This window comes from Coriobacteriia bacterium (assembly GCA_013334745.1).
Taxonomy (GTDB): domain Bacteria; phylum Actinomycetota; class Coriobacteriia; order Anaerosomatales; family JAAXUF01; genus JAAXWY01.
On the sequence record JAAXWY010000005.1, the window covers coordinates 12,607 to 32,545 of the forward strand.

Annotated in this window: 19 protein-coding genes; 14 read left to right on the top strand and 5 right to left on the bottom strand. The window is 66.2% G+C overall.

The genetic code is table 11. The features are described 5' to 3' along the window. Positions 1-75 precede the first annotated feature (75 nt). The 11 genes from HGB10_02695 to HGB10_02745 all read left to right on the top strand — a co-directional run bounded on the left by HGB10_02695 (position 76) and on the right by HGB10_02745 (position 9,742). Positions 76-1,455, top strand: coding sequence for a glutamyl-tRNA reductase (locus HGB10_02695; protein NTU70715.1), 1,380 nt, complete (start codon positions 76-78; stop codon positions 1,453-1,455). Next, a complete protein-coding gene (gene hemC / locus HGB10_02700) occupies positions 1,427-2,401 on the top strand; it encodes a hydroxymethylbilane synthase (GenBank protein ID NTU70716.1) in 975 nt (324 codons plus the stop codon). The genes HGB10_02695 and hemC overlap by 29 nt, the downstream gene beginning before the upstream one ends. 9 nt (positions 2,402-2,410) lie before the next feature. Next, a complete protein-coding gene (locus HGB10_02705) occupies positions 2,411-3,262 on the top strand; it encodes a uroporphyrinogen-III synthase (protein ID NTU70717.1) in 852 nt (283 codons plus the stop codon). 79 nt (positions 3,263-3,341) lie between these two features. Then, positions 3,342-3,566 (top strand): addiction module protein, encoded by a 225-nt coding sequence (locus HGB10_02710; protein ID NTU70718.1) that lies wholly within the window; start codon positions 3,342-3,344, stop codon positions 3,564-3,566. Further along, on the top strand, positions 3,563-3,859 hold the full coding sequence (locus tag HGB10_02715) for a type II toxin-antitoxin system RelE/ParE family toxin (GenBank protein NTU70719.1): 297 nt from the start codon (positions 3,563-3,565) through the stop codon (positions 3,857-3,859). The genes HGB10_02710 and HGB10_02715 overlap by 4 nt, the downstream gene beginning before the upstream one ends. A 68-nt stretch (positions 3,860-3,927) precedes the next feature. Then, the gene (gene glpK / locus HGB10_02720) at positions 3,928-5,418 is read left to right on the top strand and encodes a glycerol kinase GlpK (GenBank protein NTU70720.1); all 1,491 of its coding nucleotides are present in this window, start codon (positions 3,928-3,930) and stop codon (positions 5,416-5,418) included. A 69-nt stretch (positions 5,419-5,487) separates the two neighbouring features. Further along, positions 5,488-5,919: a DUF1269 domain-containing protein gene (locus tag HGB10_02725; GenBank protein ID NTU70721.1), complete on the top strand. Its 432-nt coding sequence runs from the start codon at positions 5,488-5,490 to the stop codon at positions 5,917-5,919. Beyond that, positions 5,885-6,256 carry an SHOCT domain-containing protein gene (locus HGB10_02730; protein ID NTU70722.1) on the top strand — a complete coding sequence of 124 codons (372 nt, stop codon included), beginning with the start codon at positions 5,885-5,887 and terminating at the stop codon, positions 6,254-6,256. Before HGB10_02725 ends, HGB10_02730 begins: the two co-directional genes overlap by 35 nt. A gap of 82 nt (positions 6,257-6,338) precedes the next feature. Next, the gene (locus tag HGB10_02735) at positions 6,339-7,607 is read left to right on the top strand and encodes a sodium:proton antiporter (protein ID NTU70723.1); all 1,269 of its coding nucleotides are present in this window, start codon (positions 6,339-6,341) and stop codon (positions 7,605-7,607) included. A 104-nt stretch (positions 7,608-7,711) separates the two neighbouring features. Next, entirely contained in the window at positions 7,712-8,863 is a 1,152-nt protein-coding gene (locus HGB10_02740; protein NTU70724.1) for an AI-2E family transporter, read from the top strand. Positions 8,864-8,881: 18 nt separating this feature from the next. Further along, positions 8,882-9,742: an alpha/beta fold hydrolase gene (locus HGB10_02745; GenBank protein NTU70725.1), complete on the top strand. Its 861-nt coding sequence runs from the start codon at positions 8,882-8,884 to the stop codon at positions 9,740-9,742. Here the strand turns inward: HGB10_02745 and HGB10_02750 are convergent. Then, complete coding sequence (locus HGB10_02750; protein ID NTU70726.1) at positions 9,728-11,917, bottom strand: alpha/beta fold hydrolase; 2,190 nt, start codon at positions 11,915-11,917, stop codon at positions 9,728-9,730. The two genes, HGB10_02745 and HGB10_02750, sit on opposite strands and share 15 nt — an antisense overlap. Before the next feature lie 4 nt (positions 11,918-11,921). Further along, complete coding sequence (locus tag HGB10_02755; protein ID NTU70727.1) at positions 11,922-12,200, bottom strand: hypothetical protein; 279 nt, start codon at positions 12,198-12,200, stop codon at positions 11,922-11,924. Between the two features lie 195 nt (positions 12,201-12,395). On the opposite strand from HGB10_02755, the gene HGB10_02760 reads away from it, so the two are divergent. Continuing rightward, positions 12,396-14,063, top strand: a complete 1,668-nt coding sequence (locus HGB10_02760) for a SulP family inorganic anion transporter (protein ID NTU70728.1) — start codon at positions 12,396-12,398, stop codon at positions 14,061-14,063. 69 nt (positions 14,064-14,132) lie between these two features. Here HGB10_02760 and HGB10_02765 read toward each other — a convergent pair whose 3' ends face one another. The 3 genes from HGB10_02765 to HGB10_02775 all read right to left on the bottom strand — a co-directional run bounded on the left by HGB10_02765 (position 14,133) and on the right by HGB10_02775 (position 17,883). Continuing rightward, complete coding sequence (locus tag HGB10_02765; protein ID NTU70729.1) at positions 14,133-15,614, bottom strand: arylsulfatase; 1,482 nt, start codon at positions 15,612-15,614, stop codon at positions 14,133-14,135. A gap of 103 nt (positions 15,615-15,717) precedes the next feature. Next, positions 15,718-16,470, bottom strand: a complete 753-nt coding sequence (locus HGB10_02770; protein NTU70730.1) for a TerC family protein — start codon at positions 16,468-16,470, stop codon at positions 15,718-15,720. Between the two features lie 90 nt (positions 16,471-16,560). Continuing rightward, positions 16,561-17,883, bottom strand: a complete 1,323-nt coding sequence (locus tag HGB10_02775) for a chloride channel protein (GenBank protein ID NTU70731.1) — start codon at positions 17,881-17,883, stop codon at positions 16,561-16,563. 120 nt (positions 17,884-18,003) lie between these two features. Between HGB10_02775 and HGB10_02780 the strand changes: the two genes are divergently transcribed. Together HGB10_02780 and HGB10_02785 are read left to right on the top strand one after the other, a co-directional pair. Further along, entirely contained in the window at positions 18,004-19,284 is a 1,281-nt protein-coding gene (locus tag HGB10_02780; protein NTU70732.1) for an anaerobic sulfatase maturase, read from the top strand. A 141-nt stretch (positions 19,285-19,425) separates the two neighbouring features. Further along, positions 19,426-19,800, top strand: a complete 375-nt coding sequence (locus HGB10_02785; GenBank protein ID NTU70733.1) for a hypothetical protein — start codon at positions 19,426-19,428, stop codon at positions 19,798-19,800. The last annotated feature ends 139 nt before the right edge of the window (positions 19,801-19,939 follow it).

The window sequence follows — 19,939 nt, forward strand, 5'->3', positions numbered from 1 at the left end:
GCTTGCCTGAACAACACGCACCGCACCGGCGAGGGCGCATCTTTGTCCGATAACGGCCACATGAGAAGCGAATCGATGCATCTGACCCTCGTCGGTCTGAGTCACAAGACCGCCCCAGTCGAGATACGCGAGAAGCTCACCTTCCCGGCGAATCGCCAGGAAGAGTCGTTGGCGTTGCTCACATCATCACCTGCGGTCAACGAGGCGGTCATCGTCTCGACGTGCAACCGCACCGAGATCTACTGCGTGACCTCAACGGAGTTCGACGGTCCGGCCGCAGTCATCGACTTCATCTGTGACTACCACGGCCTCGACCGAGACGAGCTCGTCCGCTACCTCTACGTCTCGGAGGGCGAAGCGGTCATCCGCCACCTCTTCCGCGTCGTCGCGTCGCTCGACTCGATGGTGCTGGGCGAGGCGCAGATCCTCGGCCAGGTGAAAGAGGCGTACGACCACGCGTTCGTGAACGGTGGGTGCGCGCGCATCTTCAACAAGCTGTTCCGCCAGTCTTTCGAGGTGGGCAAGCGCGTGCGCACCGAGACCGAGATCGGCGAGAACGCGGTCTCCATCAGCTACGCCGCCGTCGAGCTCGCGAAGAAGGTCTTCGAGACGCTCGAGGGCCGCACGATTCTCGTGCTCGGCGCCGGCAAGATGAGCGAGCTCACGGCCAAGCACCTCGTCTCCAACGGCGTGAAGAAGGTCCTCGTCGCGAACCGCACCTACGAGCGCGCCGAGGAGCTCGCCGCCAAGTTCGACGGCGAAGCGATCCTCTACGATCAGCTCTTCGATCGCATGGGCGAGGCCGACATCGTCATCTCCTCGACCGCTGCGACCCACTACGTCGTCACCAAGGACAAGGTCGCCGCGTCGCGCAAGGGCCGCAAGGGCAGCCCGCTGTTCCTCATCGACATCGCCGTGCCGCGTGACATCGACCCGGCCGTCAACGACCTCTCCGACGTCTACCTCTACGACATCGACGACCTCAATGGCGTCGTGTCACAGAACCTCGAGGAGCGCATGCAAGAGGCCGAGCGCGCCGAGGTCATCATCGGCGAGGAGATGATCGAGTTCGAGCACTGGCTCGAGTCACTCGAGGTCGTCCCCACCGTCGCCGCGATCCGCGCGAAGGCCGAGACGATCCGTCAGGCCGAGCTCGAGAAGGCGATCAAGCGCCTCGGGGGTCTCTCGGAGAAGGAACTCAAGACCGTCGAGATGCTCACCGGCTCCATCGTCAACAAGATGCTGCACGGCCCCACCGAGCGTCTCAAGTCCGTCGCATCCGAGAAAGACGGCTACACCTACGTCGAGTCCGCGCGTTACCTCTACGGCCTCGACTCCAACCCTGAGGGCAAGAGCCCGCACGGGCTGGGACTTATCAAGACGATCCTCGGGCGGACCGGCGAGAAGGCCGCCGCCCCGAAGAAGAATGAGATGGGAGATTCCGTTGGCGTCTAGCCGAGAGAAGCTGGTCATCGGCACCCGGGGCAGCAAGCTCGCCCTCTGGCAGTCGGAGTACATCAAGGGGCTGGTGGAAGAGATCACCGGCCTTCCTGTTGAACTGAAGATCATCAAGACCACGGGCGACAAGATCCTCGATGTGCCGCTCGCCAAGGTGGGCGGCAAGGGCCTGTTCACCAAAGAGCTCGAAGTCGAGCTCATGGCCGGCACGGTCGACCTGTGCGTCCACTCGATGAAGGACGTCCCCACCGAGCTTCCCGAGGGGCTCTACATCTCGGCGATGCCCGAGCGCGTCGACCCGCGTGACGCTCTCGTGAGCGGCGCGGGCTACTCGCTCGACACGCTGCCGCAGGGCGCGAAGGTCGGCACCAGCTCGCTTCGCCGCATCGCCCAGGTGCGCGCGCTTCGTCCCGACGTCGAGATCGTGGACGTGCGCGGCAACCTCGACACCCGCATGAAGAAGGCCGAGAACGGCGAGCTCGATGTCGTCATCCTTGCTTCCGCCGGCATCACCCGCATGGGCTGGGCCGAGCGCATCAGCGGCTACATCGCCACCGAGCAGATGGTCTCGGCGGTCGGTCAGGGCGCCATCGGCATCGAGATCCGCGAGGACGACGAGTTCATGCGCGAGGTCAGCGCCAAGATCTGCCACGCCGATACCTTCACGTGCGTCACCGCCGAGCGCGTCGTCATGCGCAAGCTCGAGGGCGGCTGCCAGGTGCCGATCGGTGCCTACGCGGTGCTTAACGGCGACACGATGCACATGGACGCGATCGTGGGCAGCGTCGCGGGCGACCGCATCCTGCGCGCCGAGCTCGATGGGCCGGCAGATCAGCCGATCGCGCTGGGCGAGGCGATGGTCGCCAAGCTGCTCGAGATGGGCGCGCACGAGATTCTCGCCGAGATTCGCGCCGAAAGCGTCGACTCACTGCTCGAGACCTAGGCGCGCGCCGTGACCGACTCCGGTCCCGAAATCACCCCTAGCGCCGCCGACGCGGCCGCTGCGCCGCGCTCGCTCGCGGGCGTCAGCGTGCTCGTGACGCGCACCCGCGCGCAGGCGCACTCGCTCGTGGAGCCGCTTGAGGCGCTCGGCGCCGAGGTGCTCGCGATGCCGGTGCTTGAGACCGTCGACCCCGAGGACTGGACGCCGGTCGACGCGGCGATCGACTCGATCGGCACCTACGACTGGATCGTCTTCACGTCGACCAACGGCGTCGACCGCTTCCTGCACCGATTCCGCGAGCGTCACGGCAACTACGACGATCTCGCGAGCACGTGCATGGCCGCCGTGGGTTCGGCGACCGCGCACCGCATGCGCTCCGAGGGCCACCCGCCCACGATCGTCCCCGAGGACTTCCGCGCGGAAGGGCTCGTCGACGCATTCGCCGAGCTCGACTCCGATACGTGCCGTCGCGTTCTGATCGCTCGTGCCGAGGAGGCCCGCGAGGTCTTCCCGGACGCGCTGCGCGCGATGGGCTGCGACGTCGAGGTCGTGGTGGTGTACCGCACCGCACCCGCTACGCCTGACGCGGACGTCGTCGCGCGCCTTGCGGCCGGCACCGTCGACGTACTCACGTTCACCTCCGGCGCGATCGCCGAGGCGTTTCTCGGCGTGGTGACCGATGCCGGGCTCGACCCGCGAGCGGTCATGTCGGGTGCGACGGTCGCGAGCATCGGGCCGGTCACGACCGCGGCGCTCGCCAGGCTCGGCTACGAGGCCGACGTCGAGGCCGCCGAGTCGACGATGGCGTCGCTGGTCGATGCGGTTGCCGCAGCTCGCGGTACGGACGCCGCCGAGGCATAGCAGTAACTCGCGGATGCTTCGTGTCAGTGGTCGGCGGTATCATGTTGCCACGCACCGTGTCGTTGTGAGGTGAAGCGTCATGACCATCGAAGAGCTCAAGCGCGAGGCACTGCGTCTCGATCCGTCCGGTCGCGCGAATCTGGCCCGAGAACTACTCGAAAGCCTCGATGATCTGCCCGTCGATGACGTTGAGCGCCTGTGGCTCGAGGAAGCAGAGCGTCGTCGTCTGGAGGCTCTAGCCGGGAACACGGTTCCAATCCCGATGGATGAGGTCTTTGCGAGGGCGCGGGCATCACGCGCATGAGCCTCGAGGTCACCTTCGAGCCTGCTGCGGCATTCGAACTGAACGAGGCGGCCGACTTCTACGATCTTGAGCGCGCGGGGCTGGGAAGTGAGTTTCTGGATGCGGTTGGCCACGCACTCAGTCTCGTGAGCGGTGCACCAGAGGCGTACCCGGTCGAGTTGGGTGAGACCCGCAAGTGCGTTGTTGGGCGGTTTCCCTACTCGGTCATGTACTGGGTCGATGCCAGGGGCGTTCACGTGTCCGCCATCGCCCATCACCGCCGCCGTCCTGCGTATTGGGATGATCGCGCGTAGCGCAATCCATCGCACGTCCCGCGCGCCTTCGCGTTACAGTTGCCTCCTGACGTTTCTGGGGAGGCTACATGCCGTACATTCTCGCGCTCGACCAGGGAACCACGAGCACGCGCTCGATCGTCTTCGACGGTGACGGCGTGCGTCTGGCGCAGTCGCAGATCGCCCTCGAGCAGATCTTCCCGAAGCCCGGTTGGGTCGAGCACGACGCGAACCTCATCTGGAGCAATCAGCTTGAGACCGCACGCGAGGCCATCGAGCACGCTGGCATCGACCCGGACGAGCTGTGCGCCATCGGGGTCACCAACCAGCGCGAGACCGTCGTCATCTGGAACCGCGCGACCGGCGAGCCGATTCACAACGCAATCGTGTGGCAGGACCGTCGCACCTCTGCCGCGTGTGACCTGCTCATGGCGGCGGGTCACGACGAGTTCGTGCGTGACCGCACGGGGCTGGGCATCGACCCGTACTTCTCGGCGACGAAGATCGCGTGGATGCTCGACGAGGTCGAGGGCGCTCGGGAGGCGGCCGAGCGTGGCGAACTCGCATGCGGCACCATCGACTGCTGGCTCGTGTACAACCTCACGGGCGGGCGCGTGCACGTCACAGACATCACGAACGCGTCTCGCACACTGCTCATGAACATCGAGACCGGGGAGTGGGACGAGGAGCTGTGCGCCGTGTTCCGCGTGGTGCCCGGCATGCTGCCGCGCATCGTGCGTTCCGCCGAGGTCGTGGGGGAGAGCGACGAGGCGCTACTTGGCGCTGCGGTTCCGATCGCGGGCATCTGCGGCGACCAGCAGGCGGCGCTCGTGGGCAACGGCTGCTTCGAGGCCGGCGACGCGAAGGCGACGTTCGGCACCGGCGTGTTCGCGCTCATGCACACGGGCAGCAAGCGCGTGCGGTCCAAGAGCCTCGCGACGACCGTCCCAGCCCGCACCGGCGACGCGATCGAGTACGCACTCGAGGGCTCCATCTTCATGGGAGGCGCCGTGGTGCAGTGGCTCGTCGAGGGGCTCGAACTGGGTGCGACTCCGGCCGAGGTCCAGGCGCTCGCAGAGAGCGTGCCCGACTCCGGCGGCGTGGTGCTCGTGCCGGCACTCACGGGCTTGGGCGCGCCGCTGTGGGATCCATACGCTCGTGGTGCGATGTTCGGGCTCACACGCGGCGCCACGCGCGCACACATCGCGCGCGCCGGCATGGAGGCCATCCCGCTGCAGGTCATGGATCTTGTCGACGCGATGGCGACCGACTCGGGTCATGCGATGCCGGCGCTGCGCGTCGACGGGGGAGTGACCGTCAACGAACTCGTCATGCAGACGCTCGCCGATCTGCTCGGCGTGCCGGTGAATCGGGCGCTCGTCGCCGAGTCGACCGCGCTGGGCGTGGCGTACCTTGCGGGCCTCGCCGTCGGCGTGTGGACGCAGCCGACGGACCTGCCGGCGCTCACGGGCGTCAGCCGGACCTTCGAGCCTGCGCCTGAGGCTGCAGCGCGCTTCGCCGACCTCAAGATCCGGTGGGCCGAAGCCGTTAAACGATCGATGCGCTGGGAGCACGCATAAAGACCGTTCTTGGGTAGAGTACTCATGCACCGGCAGGTGAGCGCATGCTCATGACGAGAGGAAGATGACGTGAAGTATGGACCGGTCGACATAGTCGTCTTGGCGACGGGTGAGCCGCGGTTTGAGGGGGCCATCGTGGCCGAACTCGAGAGGCTTGCCGGCGCCGGGATCGTTCGCGTACTGGACGCGATGCTGCTCGTGATGGATGCCGACGGCGTAGTGCACGGACTCGACATCGAGGACCTGCCCGCCGAGCAGAAGGCGATGCTGGGGTTCATCGAGACCGATACGCGCGGGCTGTTCGACGCCGAGGACTCGGCGGCTCTGGCCGAGGGCATGGTTCCCGGCTCGGCGATCGTGGCTGTTGCGATCGAGAACACGTGGGCTGTCGGGCTCATGAACGCGGCGATCGAAGCGGGTGCCGAGATCGCGCTGTCCACCCGAATCCCCGCAGTAGCCGTTGAAGATGCGCTCGCCGCCGCTGCGGCGCGTGCTGAGTAGGAGGCAGACGATGGGACTTCTCGGAACAGTGGCTCGCACAGCGGTCATCTCGGGTACGGCACAAGCGACGGCGAACGCGGTCAACCGGCGCCAGGCCCAGAAGAACGTCGACGCGTATGCGAACGCGGCGAACCAATATCAGGCGCAGGCGCAGCAGCCCGCGCAGGTCTCGGCCGTACCCACGGGTGGCGGCATGGCCGTCGGCGTCCCCGGTGGCCAGGCCGGACCCGGCGAGGACATGATCAGCCAGCTCGAGCGCCTCGCGGCACTCAAGGCGCAAGGAATCCTGACCGACGAGGAGTTCGCGGCTCAGAAGGCGCGGATACTCGCGGGTTAGGCACGCGAACACGTAGAATCACGACGGGCTGCCCGCATCAGCGCAGGCGGCCCGTCTGCGATGTGAAGGGAGGGCGGTCGGCATGCAGGACACGTGGGTACTACCGGCGTTTGCGCTGCTGTTGCTGGCCTATGCCGCGTTCTCGGCGAAGCTGGCCGACTCGCCGCTCTCGCCCGCGATCGTCTTCACCGCCGTAGGCGTGTTGCTCGGCCCGCTGGTGCTCAGCATCGCGAACGTGCGACTCGAGGTTGAGAGCATCAAGCTGCTCGCCGAAGTCACGTTGTCGATCGCGCTGTTCACGGATGCCGCGCGCATCAACCTCCTCTCGCTTGAGCGGCAACTCTCGCTCCCGGGGAGGCTGCTCGGCGTCGGACTGCCGCTCACCATCGCTCTGGGCATGGGCGTCGCCGTTCTCGTCTTCCCGAACATGCTGCTCGTCGAGGCCGCGCTTGTCGCGATCATCCTTGCGCCGACTGACGCCGCGCTCGGCCAGAAGGTCGTCACCGACCCGTCGGTTCCGGCCTCGGTGCGGCAGGGGCTCAACGTCGAGAGCGGCTTGAACGACGGCATCGCGGTGCCGTTCTACCTCCTCGCACTCGAGATAGCGAAGGCGGAGCTGACCGGTCGCCCCGTGATGGAGTTCCTCGGGCTGGCTGCCGAGCAGATCGGGCTTGGTCTCGTGGCGGGACTCATCGGCGGTGCGATCGGTGGTGCGGTCATCCGCTGGGCCGACAGCCGCGGGGACGTCGAGGCGGGCTGGCGACAGCTCGTGATGTTCGCGGCAGCCGCGCTCGCGTACGGGCTGGGGCTTTCACTCGGCGGCAGCGTATTCATCGCGACGTTCACCGGCGGCGTGGCGTTCGCCGCGGTCTCCAAGCGCTCCAGCCTCCAGCTCGCTCACTTCTCCGAGCAGGCCGGTGCGGTCCTCTCGGCGATGACGTTCACGGCGTTCGGGCTGGTTGGCGTCGCCTACTTCCTTCCAAAGGTGACGTGGCCGATCATCGCCTACGCGCTTCTGAGCCTGACCGTCATTCGGATGGGGCCGGTCGCGCTCGCGCTGCTGGGTACGGGCACCAAGCTGCCAACGGTCGGGTTCATCGGCTGGTTCGGACCTCGGGGGCTGGCGTCCATCGTCTTCGGGCTGGGACTCGTCGAGTTCGGCCTGGTCCACAGCGCCGAGGTGCTCACCGTCATCTTCACGACGGTGTTGCTGAGCATCGTGGCGCACGGGCTGAGCGCTCCGCCGCTGACCAAGCGCTACTCCGCGTGGTATGACTCGTTCTCCGAGAAGCCCGCCGCTGAGGGCAAGCAGGTCGTTGCCGGCAGGACGCGTCTGGGTATCGACCCGTAGAGCAGGGGTTTCGCTCGACGGTTGGGGCGTACTCGCATACGCTGGGGGCGCCGATTGGGCGGGAGCGCCCTGGACGAAAGACAATCCACAAGAGGGGAATCTTCATGGCCAAACTCAGTGACCGCCTTCGCAGCGCGGGCAGCCAGTTTTCGAGCGGGGGATCGGCCTTCATGCCGGGCTGGATACTCAGCGCGGGCGTCGCGGGCTGGTCGTTCATTGGCGTCGTCGGGGCGCTGGTTATCATCGCTGCGTTCGTGGGCGCCAGCTCGAGCATCTCTGTGCCGCTGATCCTCGCCATCGTCATAGGCATGATCGCCTACCCGCTTGTCGAGAAGATGGTCGCCCGCGGCGTACCGGTTGCCGCCGCCGCCACGCTCGTGCTGCTGTTCCTTGCCGTCGTGGTTGGTATCGCCACCTGGGTGACGATCTCCGGGGTCATCTCGCAGTGGCCGAGCATCAACGAGCAGATTCACAAGGGCCTGACTCATGCCGCCGAGGGTCTGCAGGCGATCGGTATCGACGGCAACAAGCTTAAGGACAGCATCACGTCGCCCCAAGGCGCGACCAGCGCCGCCTCCGCCGCGTCCGGTGGTATCGCCTCGTGGCTTGGCTCGGCGGTCGCGAGTAGCCTCTCGAGCATCTTCGCGCTGTTCTTCGGCCTGTTCATGAGCGCCGTGCTGCTCTTCTACGTGCTCACCGACTTCCCCAACATCGCGAAATGGATCGGCGGGCACATGGGTGGCCTGCCGGTCGAGGTGGGCACCGGCATCGTCGGCGACGCCGTCTCCGCAATGCGGGGCTACTTCCGAGCCACCACCATTACCGGCGTCGTCGTGTCGGTCGTCATCGGTGCGGCAATGCTGCTCATGGGGATCCCGCTCGCAGGCGCGGTCGCGATCGTGACGTTCCTGACCTGCTACATCCCGTTCTTTGGGGCGATCATCTCGGGTGCATTCGCGTTCTTCGTCGCGCTCGGGTCGGGTGGACTGACGCAGGCGGTGGCAATACTCGTGGTTGTGCTCGTCGCGCAGAACCTGCTCCAGACCATCATCAACGCCCGCGTGATGGGTGACTCGCTGAACCTGAGTCCGCTGGTCGTGCTCGTCGTGACGATGTTGGGCGGCACGTTCGGTGGCCTGCTCGGCGCGGCGCTTGCTGCGCCGGTTGCAGCACTGCTCATCTCGGCGGGTAAGCGGCTGTCCTCGGTCGAATTCGAGGACATCGACGCCGATCCTGTCGTGCCATCGGAGGCATAACCCGGGGGCAACGCCACAATGATCGGCATTGCGGGTCAGCTCAAGATCGTGGTTCTGGTGCTCGCGGGCTGGGTCATGGCCGTGTGGGCATGCGGCGCGGTCTACATCGTGGTTACCTACATCGAGGCCACGCGGCACATCCCGCATCGCTCTGCGCTCGATACCGCGCGCTCCGTCCTGCGGGAGTGTTGGTGCGTCGCGTGGAGCCAGCCGCTGCTGCCACTGTTCCAGATCGCGGGCGAGCGCCTAAGCGGCAGCGGGCGGTCGGGCACGCCGATCGTGCTCGTGCATGGCTACTGCCAGAACCGCGTCGACTTCCTTTACCTCGCACACCGACTGCGCAACGCCGGCTGCGGACCTATCCACGCGTGCAACTTCTTCTGGCCGCAGCCGCTTGAAGCGTCCGCCGAGACTGTGGTGCGGTTCGTCGAGCGCATCCGCGAGGTAACCGGCGCCGAGCAGGTCGATCTGCTGACGCACTCCTCGGGAGGCTTGCTCGCGCTCGACGTGCTCGAGAAGCATCCGCACTGGGTGCGGCGCACCTGCGTCATCGCCATCCCATGGCGCGGTGTGACGTGGACGGGGCCGGTCATCGGGCGCGCCGGGTCGCAACTGCGCGCCGATTCGCTCTACACACGCAGTCGCCCGCACCAGATCATGGGCGGCCCGGTGCTCTCGATCTACTCGGCGCACGACAATCTGGTGCACCCGCCCGAGACCTCGCGAGTCGCGGGTCCATTCGTCAGCGCGCGCGAGGTCGAGAACCTCGGGCATCTGGCGATACTGTTCGATCGTACGGTGGGCGATGCCGTGTGCGAGTTCCTGCTGGCGCCGGATGAGGTGACCGGGGCCGCGGAAGCAGCCTCACCTGCCGAGTAGCTCCCGGACCCGCCGGGCCGCGTCGCGCCGAAGCGAGACGACGTAGGCGACCAGCGACACGCCGCTCAGTCCCAAGTACAGCGCGAGCGACAGGCGCAGTATGCGCCGCCCGTGGGTGGGACCGAAGACGATGGACAGCGCCGTCACCACTCCGATGAGCCCGCCGGCGTACAGCAGCCAGCGCGGGCGGGCGGACTGCTCGACCCGCATCGCCATGTAGAGATCCGCTGCGCCGCGCGCCATCGCATACACGGCGACGCTCACGCCGAAGAAGCGCCGGCCGAGGGCAGGGTCAGCGAACAGCGTCCCCGCGAGGGCGAGTCCTGCGAGCCCCATCAGCAGCGTCGGGAGCGCGGTCGTTGTGAACGTGTAGCGCGTGCCGCTTGTCTTGCGCCCCATGGTGAGCGCACCGACAACCGCGCTGGCCGAGGCGAGAGCGACCCACAACGCGAACCCGAGCGTCAGCCGCGTCTCGTTGAGCGGATGCAAGATGAGAATGAGCGCCGCCGCTGCAAGGTTGAGCACGCCTGACCGCAAGAGCGCGTTCTCGATGCCACCAAGCGCGCGCCCGAGGGGGTCGGCGTCGGGCCGCAAGGGTGCGGGGGAGAGTCGCTGCGCGAGCGCGATGCCGTCCGCGTCGCCGGGCTCGATGGCGCGCACGGCCTCGACCGGCTTCTCGGCGGGTATGCCGCGGCCGCCTTGGACGATACCGACATCGAATCCGTCGCGGGTCGCGCACGTCCGCTCGATGAAGCCACGTGGCGTCAGTGAGTCTTCGGCCGCGAGCACGAAGCGCACGGGCGGCGGTACCTGGCCGAGAAGTGCGGCGGCGTCGGTGGCGAGCACGCCGTTCTCGAGCGAGCGGACGATGGGCACGAGGCGCTGCTCGGCCGCCTCCGCCGCGCGACCAGTCGCGCGCTGCTCCTCGCCGATCCGGCGGGCGACATCGCGCAGGGCGAGAACGCGGGCCGACTGCTCGGTATGCGCCAGGTCGTCGACCGCCTCGCCCGGCTCGAGCATGATCGGCGAGAAGGCGATCACGCCGGCGCTGCGAGCGGGGACGGTCGCAGAGCAGTCGAGCGCGACCGTCGCGCCGAAGCCGTCGCCGGCGAAGCGGACGGCGACATCGGAGCCCCACAGCGAGCTCACGGTGCCGAGCACCGCCGCGACATGGTCAGCGAGCGTGTAGTGCATGGCGAGCGGAGCCGGCGAGTCGCCGAAGCCGAGCAGGTCCAGGACGGCGACATCGTTGTCGCGTGCAAGAATCTCGGCTGCCGGGATCCAGCGTTCCGAGGGCTCTTGGAGTGAGTGGAGCAGCACGAGCGGCTCGCCGGTACCGCCTCGCCAGGCGACGTTGAGCACACGGACTTCGTCTCGCATGATCTCTTCGGCGATCTTCTCGGGCATGTTCCACAGCGTCATGTGGTCGGCAGCCAGGCCGTAGATGGGCCGGATCTCGAGATCCGGCTTGAGGCGCTTGAGCGCCGGCGCCTGTCCGATCTTCACGATGGCGTCACGCACACCGATCGCGTGGACGACTGGCATGGAGAGCCTGGGCAGGTCGTCGACCCAGGTCGCGGTGTTGATCGTGTTCGTGAGGTTCTTGCTCATGATGTCCCAGTGGGTGGGCAGATCCTCGGCGTGGAAGGCCTCCTTGAGTGCGGTTGCACCGACCCCGGTCGCCATCTTGTACAGGATCGAGTCCTTCTGCTTGGAACCGGCGAGCATCCCCCAGAGTCTCTGCGAGGCGACCTCGTAGGCGTACTTGAGCCCGGTGTTCGAGACTCTGAGCGCCGATGGAGGCAGATAGAACGGCGCGTCAAGCAGGAAGAGCCGGCGAAGCCGGTGCGGGTAGGTCGACGCGTAACGCAGCGCGATGTCGCCGCCGAGCGAGTAGCCCGCGAGTAGGAACTCGTCGTCAACGCCGAGGTCGAGCAGTGTGTTCTCGATGACGAGTGCGTGCTCGTCGGCGGAGTAGTCGATATCGAGCGGTTTGGGGCTCATCCCAAAGCCGAGCAGGTCAAATGCGACGAAGCGATAGCCCGGCCCGATGGTGTCGATAACAGTGCGCCAGTCGCCGCCGTCTGAGTTGATGCCGTGCAGCATCACGATCGCCGGGCCGCTGCCCTCGTCGAAGTGCGCGTGGAGCCTGAGGCTGTTGATGTCGGTCGTCACGTGGTCAGTTCTTGGAGCGCGATTTCGACTTCGCGCCACCACCGTAGGTGCCGAGGTCGATGAAGAGGGCCAAAGCGAGCCACAGCCAGTCAAACCCGCCGATGCCGCCCGGGTAGACCATCACGTACATCAGCGTCGTCCACGGGACGAAGATGAGACCGAGAAGCGGCCACAGGAATCCGTCGAACGTCCGGCCGATGCGGCCCGGCTGAAAGAGCCACCAGAGCACGAACGCGAAGCGCGGCGCGCCGGCGAGTATCGAGGCGAACAAGCAGCAGCCCATGGTGTTCCTCCCGGATTCTGCGCGCGGCGCGGCGGTTCGCCGACGCGACCCCTCCAACGGTCTGTACCCCGAGCGGGCGCCAAACGTGACTTTGCAGCCCGCTTCAGCGTAACCGTGCGCACGCCGTAGGGCGAGAGCGCTCGCCTCGGGTATTCTCATACAGATGGTCGGTCCGAGCGTAGCGAAGGAGTCCACGTGGCGCGAACGCCCTCCGAGGGGCGCGGCTCGGTAGTCACCGACCTCATCGTCGGCGTGACGAACGGCGTCTCCAACATCCCCGATGCGATGGCTAACGCGCTGCTCGCCGGCGTCAGTCCGATTCTCGGGCTGTACTCGCTGCTTGTGGGTACGCCTGTCGCGGCGCTCACAACGGGCTCCCAGTACATGACGGTCGCGGTCACGGCGGCGATGGCGGTCACCGTGGGTGGGGCGCTCGATGCCGTACCTGCAGCGGGGCGCGACGGGGCGATAGCGCTCATGACGTTGCTCGTCGGCGCGTTCATGCTGCTCTTCGGTCTGTTGCGAGGTGGGCGGCTCCTGCGGTTCGTATCGAACGCCGTGATGAAAGGGTTCTTGAACGGCGTCGCTGTGCTCGTGATCATGGGACAGCTCGCGAACTTCACCGGCTTCAGCTCCCCATGGGGAATCCGGCTGGTGCGCGCAGTCGATACATTCCTACACGTTGGTCGATGGGACCTCGCGACGGTTGCCGTGGGGTGCGCGACTATCGCCATCATCCTTCTGGTTCGCCGCACCCCTCTGGCTGCGTTCGACATGCTCATCGCACTGGTCGCCGTCTCTGCGCTCGTGTATTTCGCGCACCTGGAGGTGCCGCTCGTGAGCAGTGTCTCCGCGATCCCGCGCGGTCTGCCGCTTCCGGCGTTGCCTGACGTTTCTCTCATTCGGACGCTGGCGATGCCCGCGCTCGCGGTCGCGCTCATCGGGTTGGTCCAGGGCGGTGGCATCAGCAAGTCGTTTGCGAACGCAGACGGCACGTACCCCGAACCCTCTCGCGACATGGTCGGACAGGGGCTCGGCAATCTCGCGGCGGGAGCGTTCGGCGGTATGCCGGTGGGTGCATCGGTCTCGAGTACGGCACTTGGCGTGACTGCGGGTGCGCGTACACGGCTCGCAAACGTCGTGATCGGAGTGGTGGTTGCGGCGGTGTTGCTGCTGCTCGGGCCGCTGGTCGAGCTCGTGCCGCTCGCGGTGCTCGCGGGCATCCTCATCGTGGTCGGGTTCTCGGCGATCGACATTCAGTCGATGGTGGACGTGTGGCGGGCGAGCAGGGAGTCCGCAGTGATCATGGCGATCACGCTCGCCACGATGCTGCTGGTTCCGGTGCAGTACGCGGTGCTCCTGGGGGCGGCGCTTTCGGCGGTACAGCACGTGTACGCCTCGTCAAAGGACGTCCTCGTCGTGTCGCTTCTCCAAATCGACGATGGTCGATGGGCCGAGACCGAGCCACCCGCGTTCCTGCCGAGTCGCGCTGTCACGGTGGTCGACATCTACGGCAGTGTCTTCTATGCCGGCGTCGAACTTGTCGACGCGTTGCTTCCGTCGGTCGGCGAGGCGGAGCGACCTGTGCTCGTGGTGCGCCTCCGTGCGCACGGCGAGATAGGCAGCACCTTCATCCTCATGCTGCGCCGCTACAACGAGCAGATTCGTGCGGCCGGCGGTCGGCTCATCCTCGCCGGCGTATCCGAGCGGCTCATGCGGCAGCTGCGCGCCACACGCGTGCTTGATGAGCTTGGTGCCGATAACGCGCTGCCGGCCACCGACATCGTGTTCGAGTCGACCGCAGCTGCGGTGGAGCTGGGCGAGGCGTGGCTTGCAGCTCGCCGAGACCCGCATCGGCCGTAGGTCGTATCCCCGCCAACACGCACGAGGGGCGCCCGTAGGCGCCCCTCGGTCACGCGATGCTGTGCGGCCCTACGACCCCTGCGACTGCTGGAGCTGCTCCAGGATCTTGTCGAGATTGAAGCTCGCGGGCTTCTGTCTCGGCGGGAACGCCTTGATGTCCTGGATCGCCTCGGCCACGGCCGACTGCGCCCAGACCACCAGGAAGAGGTGGTCCAGGAACCAGTCCCAGTACGAGTTCGAGTTCTCCGGCGCGCGCTCGAACGGGTCGCGCCGCAGGTTGAAGACGATCGGTGCGCGCAGATTCACGAACGGCTCAAGCCAGAGCTTGAGCTGGATGCCGCGCTGCTCCTTGAAGACGAACTTCCATTCGCCGAGGCGCAGGGCGACGAGCTCCGCGTCATCGTTGACGTAGAAGAACCGGTCGCGCGGGCTTTCCTCGACCTTGCCGGCCAGATAGTCGTTCATGTCCTTGCCGTCGAGCGCGACCTTGAACGTCTTGCCCATCGCCTGGTACCCGACACGCATCTTCTCGGCGATGTCGGGCTCTCCGGCGGCGGCGAGGAACGTCGTGGCCATGTCCTGGTGGGCGACGATACCGTTGCGCGTCACGCCGGCCTCGTAGTGACCCGGCCACCGCATGAAGCACGGCACTCGATAGGCGCCTTCCCAGTTCGAGTTCTTCTCCGAGCGGAACGGCGTGGTGGCGGCATCCGGCCACGAGTTGAAGTGCGGGCCGTTGTCGGTCGAGTACATGACGATGGTGTCATCGGTCAGCCCGAGCTCGTCGAGCTTGTCGAGGATCATCCCCACGTGACGGTCGTGTTCGACCATGCCGTCGCCGTACTCGTCCTGCCCGCTGATGCCACGGTTCTCTTCCTTCACGTGGGTGCGGAAGTGCATGCGCGTCGCGTTCCACCACAGGAAGAACGGCTTGTCTTCAGCGGCGCGCTCCTCGAGGTATTCGAGCGTGCGAGCCGTCACCTCGTCGTCGATGGTCTCCATGCGCTTCTTGGTGAGAGGACCGGTGTCCTCGATCTTCTGCGTACCATCAGGCTGCGCCCAAGAGTGGATGACGCCCCGCGGGCCGAAGTGCTCCTTGAACGCTGGATCCTTCGGGTAGTCCGGAAGCTCCGGCTCTTCCTCGGCGTTGAGGTGGTAGAGATTGCCGAGGAACTCGTCGAAGCCGTGGTTCGTGGGCAGGTGCTCATCGAGATCGCCCAGGTGGTTCTTGCCGAACTGCGCCGTGGCGTAACCGAGCGGCTTGAGCATCTCGGCGATGGTCGGGTCCTCGGGCTGGAGTCCGAAGTTCGCACCCGGCAGGCCGACCTTTGTCATTCCGGTCCGCAGTGGGTTCTGACCGGTGATGAATGCGGCGCGTCCGGCGGTACAGCTTTGCTGACCGTAGAAGTCCGTGAACGCGACACCCTCCTTGGCAATCCGGTCGATGTTGGGCGTGGTGTAGCCCATCATCCCGCGATTGTTGTGACTGATGTTCCAGGTGCCGATGTCGTCGCCCCAAAGGACGAGGATGTTCGGCTTGCCGTTCGGCATGCGCACCACCTCTGTCTGGTCGCAGGAGAAGGTCGAAGCCGCGACGCTCGCGGCCTCGTCTCGCTATATACCCCGCAAGCGCCCAGGAGCGGCGCCGTTGGCCCTATTCGCCCGCGGATACCAACTCGCGCTTCTTGCGTTCGAGATTGGCCTGGCGGCGGAAGTTGAGCGCTTCAACACCGAGTGAGAACAGGATGGCGAAGTAGACGTAGTTGCGGTCGAGTTCCTCACCGAAGGAGTCGGCGATGAGCAGCACGCCCACGAGCACGAGGAACGTGAGCGCAAGCATCTTGACCGACGGGTGTCGCTCAATGAAGTCGGCGAGCGGGCCTGCGAAGAACATCATCACGAAGATCGCGATCGACATGGCGATGATGATTACCGGCGTGCTCGACGTCAGCCCGACGGCGGTCAGCACCGAGTCGATGGCGAACACCATGTCGACGACCACAACCTGTGCGATGACCGCTGCCATCCCTGCGACGCCCGGGTTCTTCGCTCGCTTCTCCTGTTCCTCTTCCTTAAGCTCCGTCGCCTTGTAGATCTCAGTGACGGCTTTGTAGGTGAGGAATAGACCACCGGAGAGCAGGATCACATCCTTGATGCTGAAGTGGTGGCCGGCGATGGTGAAGAGCGTCTGATCGAGCCCCAGCAGCCACGTGACGCCGAGAACCATGCCGACCCGGCCGATGAGTGCCAGCCCGAGTCCGATCTTGCGTACTTTGTCGCGCTGGGCGAGTGGCACATCCTGCGTGACGATCGCGAGGAAGATGACGTTGTCCACACCGAGCACGAGCTCGAGCACGGTCAGCGTGAAGAGTGCGATCAGAATCTCAGGTGAGAAGGCACCGGCCATGTTCGAAATCCTCCCAGCAGCGAATTGACGCACCCATCATCGCTGAACAGCCCGCATCAGGGAACCCGCGGACGCCGACTCGGGCCGCCCTTACGCCTCCGCAGCATCGGGCGCGTCGTCGGCGCGTCGATACACGCCCGGTAGCGTCGGCGCGATTGCCTGGCGGACGACGTAGGCAGCCACCGCAGCCACCGCGATCACCGAGACGAGCTCGTTGTTGGAGATGAGCCCGAGGAAGACCGTCATGCTCAGCGGCGACACCGTGGCGGCAACGAGCATGCCGACGATGAGCGCCAGCACCGCGACCCCCTGCGGGATGACAGGCAGCGCAAGATTGAGTGCGAGTCCCAGGCACAGGCCAGCGAACATGAGAGGGAACAGCGGCCCGCCGAAGTAGGCGGTCGACAGACTCCACAAGCTCAGCGCGATCTTTCCCACTGCCAACAGCACGAGGGTCACAACACCCAGCGCCGTGGCCTTCTCGATGATGCCCGGCACCTGAGACTGACCGGAGAACAGCAGGTAGGGGCTTGCGACCGCCGCGAGTGCGACGAGCGAGCCGCCAGCCACGCCGGCCAGCAAGGGCTTCTCGCGCAGCGGCTGCAACGTGCCGCGCACCTTCACGAAGACGCCGCCGTACGCCAGGCCGATGAGGGCGCCTACGGCTCCGAGCACGAGCGCAAGCCCGAGGTCGGTGAAGGACATCGTCGTGTATGCGGGAAACGGAAACAGCTTGCCCAAGCGCTCGCCACCGAGCGCCACGTAAGTCGTCCACGCCGCAGCTCCTGCGGCAAGCCCTCCGACGAGTTGAAGGCGGCTCATGCTGATCGCCTTTGGGCTGATGAACTCCATCGCCAGAAGCGCGCCTACAGGTGCCCCGCCGAGAAACGCGGCCAGCGCGCCGGCTACACCGCCGTACGTCATCATCTTGACCTGCTCGGCTTTCAGGCCAAACCGGTCGCCGATGAGCGAGCCGAGCCCGCCGTTGATGTCCACGAGCGGGGCCTCGGGCCCAATGGGAGCGCCCGAGAACAGCGAGGCGAGCGAGAAGACGGCGCCGGGCAGGATGCGGCGGTACGACATGCGGCCCGTCAGGTCGTACTCATGCTCGGCCGCTCCGGTGTCGAAGGGCCGGCCTTTGCATGTGAGCGCTACAAGCGAGGCGATGGCGGTCATCGTCACGACCACCGCGACCGGTATCGCCCACTTGGGTAGCGATATGAAGCGTTCGGGCAGCGTCTCCCACAGGAATACGACGCCGAGGTGGTCGATCGCGAGGAACGCCCAGGTCGCCGCACCGCTGGCTACGCCCACGAGCAGCGCCAGCAGCAGCAGACGGGTGCCCACCCGCGCGATCTCGCGCGAGTCCATGCGCACAGCTTCGGCAGCCGTATCGGTGCTGATGTCCTCCACGCGACCCCCTCTGCGAAGCGACGCGAACCGAGAACATGATACTTGTTCGCCTGAGTGATGCGGTCGCGTAGGAGCAGCTGCGGACCCGCACCCTGTGTGGCGGTGAAGTACGATGCGCACATGAGTGAATCAGCGCAGCAGGCATTTCACGTGATGGCGAAGCCAACCGGGGCTCGCTGCAACCTTCGCTGCGATTACTGCTTCTTCCTCGAGAAGAGCGAGCTGTACCCGGACAGCGACTTCCGCATGAGCGATGAGGTCATGGAGGCTTTCGTCCGCCAGACTATCGAGGCGCAGCGTGTGCCGTTCGTGACGCTCGCCTGGCAGGGCGGCGAGCCAACGCTGATGGACCTCGACTTCTTCCGCCGCTCGCTTCTCGTGGAGCGCGACGCGCTGCCGTCGGGCTACAGCGTCGAGCGCACGCTGCAGACCAACGGCACGCTCCTGACCGACGAGTGGGCCGCGTTCCTCGCCGAGAACGACATCCTCGTGGGCTTGAGCATCGACGGCCCGCGTGACATTCACGATGCGTACCGGCACGACGGCGCGGGGCACTCGGTGTTTGACACCGTCGAAGCGGCCGCGCGGTTGCTCCAGAAGCACGGCGCCGAGTTCAACGTGCTGTGCACCGTCAACGCTGCGAATCAGGGCCGTCCTCTCGACGTGTACCGCTACTTCCGAGACGAACTCGGCGCTCGCTACGTGCAGTTCATCCCGATCGTCGAGGTCGCGAACGCGCCGAGCGCGCCGACCGCGAGTGCGCCCGGCATGCCCGGGACCGTGACAGACAGCAGCGTTGACCCGCTCGCATACGGCGAGTTCCTCTCGGCGATCTTCGACGAGTGGATTCGACGCGATGTGGGCGAGATGTTCGTGCAGTTCTTCGACGGCGTGCTCGCCGCCTACCTGCGCGGCTACTCGAGTCTGTGCGTGTTGCAGCCCACGTGCGGCGAGGGCGTCGCGCTCGAGCACAACGGTGACGTCTACTCGTGCGATCACTTCGTACAGCCTGCGCATCTGCTCGGCAACATCATGGAGACACCGCTCGGTGAGCTTGTGCGCTCAGACCAGCAGCGTGCATTCGGCGAGGCGAAGCGCGACACGCTGCCGCGCGCGTGCCGCGAGTGCGCGTTCCTGTTCGCGTGCAATGGCGAGTGTCCCAAGAACCGCATCCTCATCACGGCCGACGGCGAGCCGGGGCTCAACTGGCTGTGCGACGGGCTCACGCACTTCTTCACGCATACCGATCGTCGCATGCGTATGCTCGCCGAGCTGCTGCGCGAGGGGCGGCCGGCCGCCGACATCATGCAGGTTCTCGCCGATGAGGCCGCAAGCACGGGTCGCAACGACCCGTGCCCGTGCGGCAGTGGGCGCAAGTACAAAGCGTGCTGCGGGCGATAGACCTCCCGATGCGAATGCTTACCGCACGGCCACGCGCCCCGTGGTACCGTGTGCGGCGGGCATTTCGGGGTAGGGAATGCCGAGCACCTTCCGGATTGGGCATAAACCAATCGGTTATCGGGCTTCACAAAGGAGACAACGATGTTTAACGGTGGCTTTCTGAACTTCCTCTGGACGATGCTGATCATCTACATGTTCATGATGGTGATCATGATGTTCGTCCAGATCTTCGCGGACATCTTCCGCCGCGATAACCTCTCCGGCTGGGCGAAGGCCGGGTGGGTGTTCGTGCTCTTCGTGTTCCCGTTCATCGGCATCCTCATCTACGTGGCTGTCCGACCGAAGAACACCGAGCAGGATCAGCGCATGATCGCCGAGGCGAAGGCCACGCAGGCCCGCCTTACGGGCGGCTCGGCTGTCGACGACATCGCCAAGGCACAGGCGCTGCTCGACAAGGGATCGATCAGCCAGGCGGATTTCGACAAGATCAAGGCTGCCGCGCTCGCGAGCGTCTAGTTTCTGTGTTACACCACGCGCGTCACAGGGGTCGCCTCACCGGGCGGCCCCTTTCCATTCTCCAGGGTGCGGTCTATGGTGCTTGTGACTTGAGCTGGGTCGCTGCGCACGAGCGCCCACACCTCGGCAACAGGGGAGC